Genomic DNA, 3,790 nt, shown 5'->3' with positions numbered 1-3,790 from the left:
CGTGCCCGCCGACGGACCCGTCGAGCGGACGCTGGCCGGGGTGTGGAGCCAGGTCCTCGGCACCGAACACATCGGCCGCACCGACAACTTCTTCGACCTCGGCGGCGACTCCATCCTCGCCCTGCGCCTGGTGGGCCTCGGCCGCCTCGCCGGACTCGGCTTCACCGTCGCAGACGTCTTCCGCGCCCGCACCCTCGCCGACCTGGCCGCACTGGCCACCGACGCGGTCGGCACCCCCGAGCCCGTCGCCCCCTTCTCCCAGCTCGATCCCGCCGACGCCGGCCGGCTGCCCGACCACCTCGCCGACGCCTACCCGCTCACCATGCTCCAGGCGGGCATGCTGCACGAGATGCTCGCCGACCCCCGGCGCGGCGCCTACCACAACGTCACCGACCTGAAGATCACCGTCCCCGAGGGCTTCGACCTCGACGCCTTCCAGGCCGCCGTGGACGCCGTGGTCGCCGGTCACCCCATTCTGCGCACCTCCGTCGACCTCGTCCCCTACCGCGAACCCCTCCAGCTCGTCCACCGCACCGCGCACCTGCCCGTCGGCTACACCGACCTGCGCGGACTGCCGCGCGAGGAGCAGCGGGCGCGGCTGCGCCGCTTCGTCGACGAGGAGTTCGACCGCCGCTTCGACCTGGCCGCCGCCCCTCTGGTCCGCATCCACCTGCACCACGTCACCGACCACGACCTGCGGCTCGTCCTCACCGACTGCCACGTCGTCCTGGACGGCTGGAGCCTGACCTCCCTCGTCGCCGACCTGCTCGCCCTGCACCGGGAGGCCGTCGCCCACCGCACCGCCCCGCAGCCGCCGAGCGCGCCGCCGTTCGCCGAGTACGTCGCCCTCGAACGCGCCGCGCTGCACAGCGAGGAGGCCTCGGCGTACTGGCGCGGCCGGCTCGCCGAGCTGCGGCCGGTCACCTTCCGCCGCCGCGCCGAAGCCACCGCGGAGGACCAGCCGCCGGTCCACGAGGTCCGCCGCTCCTACGCCCACCTCGCCGAGCGCATCGGCCGGCTCGCCAGGGAAGCGGGCGTGCCGCGCCGCACGGTGCTCCTCGCCGCCTTCCACCACACCATGAGCCTGTTCGCCGGCCGCGACGACGACGTGCTCGGACACAGCATCGGACTGGTCACCAACGGCCGCCCCGAACTGCCCGGCGCCGACAGGATGCGCGGTCTGTTCCTCAACACCGTGCCGTTCGGAGTGGCACGCCCCCGCGGTACCTGGCTCGCCTACCTGCGGGACGTCTTCCTGGCCGAGCAGGGCATGCTGCCGCACCGCAGGGTGCCCCTGGTCCGCATCGCCGAACTCCGGCCCACCGAACCACGGCTGACCGACGCCGTCTTCAACTACGTCAATTTCCACCGCCTCTCCCACGACTCCTGGGACGACTCCCTGGAGATCGCCCGCACCATGTTCCCGCTGCTGGTCAACGCCAGTGTCAACGCCTTCACCCTGGACGCCGACCCGGAGTACGTCGCCCCCGCCACCGCGGAGCAACTGGCCGACGTGTACCGCGCCCAGCTGGAGGCCATGACCGCCCACCCCGGCGGCCGTGTCACCCGGCCCGCCCTCACCGGCGCCGCCCGCGCCACCGCCCTCGACGACTGGGCCCGAGGTCCCGTCGTCCCGTCCTCCCCGCTGCTCCTGCACGAGCACATCGCCGGCCACGCCGCCCGCACCCCGTACGCCACCGCCGTCGAGCACCTCGGGCAGCGCCTCACGTACGCCGAACTGAACGAGCAGGCCGAGCAGCTGGCACGCCGGCTGCACAGACTCGGCGTGGGACCCGAGACGGTGGTCGGCATCTGCGCCGAACGCGGCCCCGACCTGGTGCGTGCCGCCGTCGGCGTGCTGCGCTCCGGCGGCGCGTTCCTGCCGCTGGACCCCCAACACCCCACCGAGCGGCTCGCGTTCATGGCGCAGGACAGCGGTGTGCGGGTGCTGCTGACCCAGCGGCCGCTGGCCGGGACCGTGCCGTTCGACGGTCCGGTCATCCACCTCGACGCCCCCGCCGAACACCAGGAGCCCGTGCCGGGCGGCCCCGAGGCCGGCGCCGACACCCTCGCCTACATCATCTACACCTCGGGCTCCACCGGCACACCCAAGGGCGTGGGCATCCCGCACCGCGGCCTGTCCAACATGCTCGAGGGCCAGCGCGACCTGGTGGACCCCACCCCCCAAGACCGCGTCCTGCAGTTCGCCTCGTTCGGGTTCGACGCCTCGATCCTGGAACTCACCTGGTCCCTCTCCAACGGCGGCTGCCTGGTCACCGCCCCCGCCGGCGACCTGCGCCCCGGTCCCGACCTCGCACGCACCCTGCGCGAGTCGCGCGTCACCGCCGCCATGCTGCCGCCCAGCGCCCTCGCCGTCCTCGGTGAGGACACCTTCCCCGGCCTGAAGGTGCTCCAGGTGGCAGGCGAGGCCTGCCCGGCCGAACTCGCCGACCTGTGGTCGCGCGGCCGCCGCTTCCAGAACGTCTACGGCCTCACCGAGACCTCCGTATGGTCTCTCGCCGCCGAGCTCAGCCCCGGAGGGGGCCGTCCGCCCATCGGCGCGCCGATGCGCAACACCCGGGTCCACGTCCTGGACGACGACCTCCAGCCGGTCCCGGCCGGAGCCCCCGGCGAGATCTGCCTCGGCGGCGACGCCGTCGGCCGCGGCTACCTCGGCAGGCCCGCCCTGACCGCCGCCACCTACGTCCCCGACCCCTACGGTGCCCCCGGTGACCGCCTGTGCCGCACCGGCGACCTCGGCACCCACCGGCCCGACGGCTCCGTGGAGTGGCTGGGCCGCCGCGACTCGCAGGTCAAACTGCGCGGATTCCGCATCGAGCTGGGGGAGATCGAGCACGCCCTGCGCCAACTGCCGGACATCCGGCAGGCGGTGGTCCTGCACCGCACCGACCTGCCGGGCGAACCGGCCCTCGTCGCCTACCTCGTCGTCTCCGGCGCGCGACCGCCCGCCCCCGAGGAACTGCGCGGCGCGCTGCGTGCCTCCCTGCCCGGCTACATGGTGCCCGCACGGTTCGTCGTCCTCGACGAGATGCCCGTCAACCGCAGCGGCAAGACCGACAAGCGGGCGCTGCCCCTGCCGCCGGCCGAACTCGACCGCACCGACACCGAATACGCCGCCCCCTCCGGTGCCGCCGAGAAGATCCTCGCCGAGATCTGGCGCGAGGTCCTCGGCCTGTCCCGGATCGGTGTCCACGACGACTTCTTCCGCATCGGCGGCAGCTCCCTGTCCACCGTCCGTGTCTCCCTCATGGCCGCCGCGCGCGGCCTGCCGGTCTCCGTCGGCGACCTGATCGAGCACCCCACCCTCGCCCGGCTCGCCCGGCACGCCGTCCGCGCGGCAGGCGAGGGCCTGCCCACCGCCGTCACCTCCGAAGTACGCCTGCGCGAGGGCACCGGGGAACCCCTGTGGTGCGTGCACCCCACCGGCGGCAGCGCCGCCTGGTTCGTCCCGCTCGCCCGCGCACTTCCGCCCGGCCGCCCCGTGCACGCCTTCCAGGCGCGCGGCCTGCTCGGGGGCACCGACCCGAGCACGGTGACCGGCATCGCCGCCAACTACGTCGCCGAGATCACCGAACGCGGCGGCACCGGCCCGCACGCCCTGCTCGGCTGGTCCATGGGCGCCAACATCGCCCTGGAGATGGCCACCCAGCTCCACGCGGCCGGGCACACCGTCGCCCCGCTGGTCCTCATCGAGCCCTACCTGCCCAACACCGCCGCCCGCGACCGGCTCCTGGGTGTCACCCGGGACCTGCGCGACGCCCTGCGCATG

The 3,790-nt window shown here is 74.3% G+C and carries 1 protein-coding gene; it reads left to right on the top strand.

What is annotated here, in order from left to right; genetic code table 11:
* Positions 1-3,790, top strand: a 3,790-nt coding sequence (locus B9S61_RS10570; RefSeq protein WP_146064779.1) for a non-ribosomal peptide synthetase, incomplete at both ends; no start/stop codon positions are given.

The organism is Streptomyces sp. SM1, from assembly GCF_002910825.1.
In the GTDB taxonomy this organism is placed as follows: Bacteria; Actinomycetota; Actinomycetes; order Streptomycetales; family Streptomycetaceae; genus Streptomyces; species Streptomyces okerensis.
The sequence above is the reverse complement of the archived record's forward strand: the minus strand, read 5'-3'. Positions and strand labels throughout refer to the sequence as shown.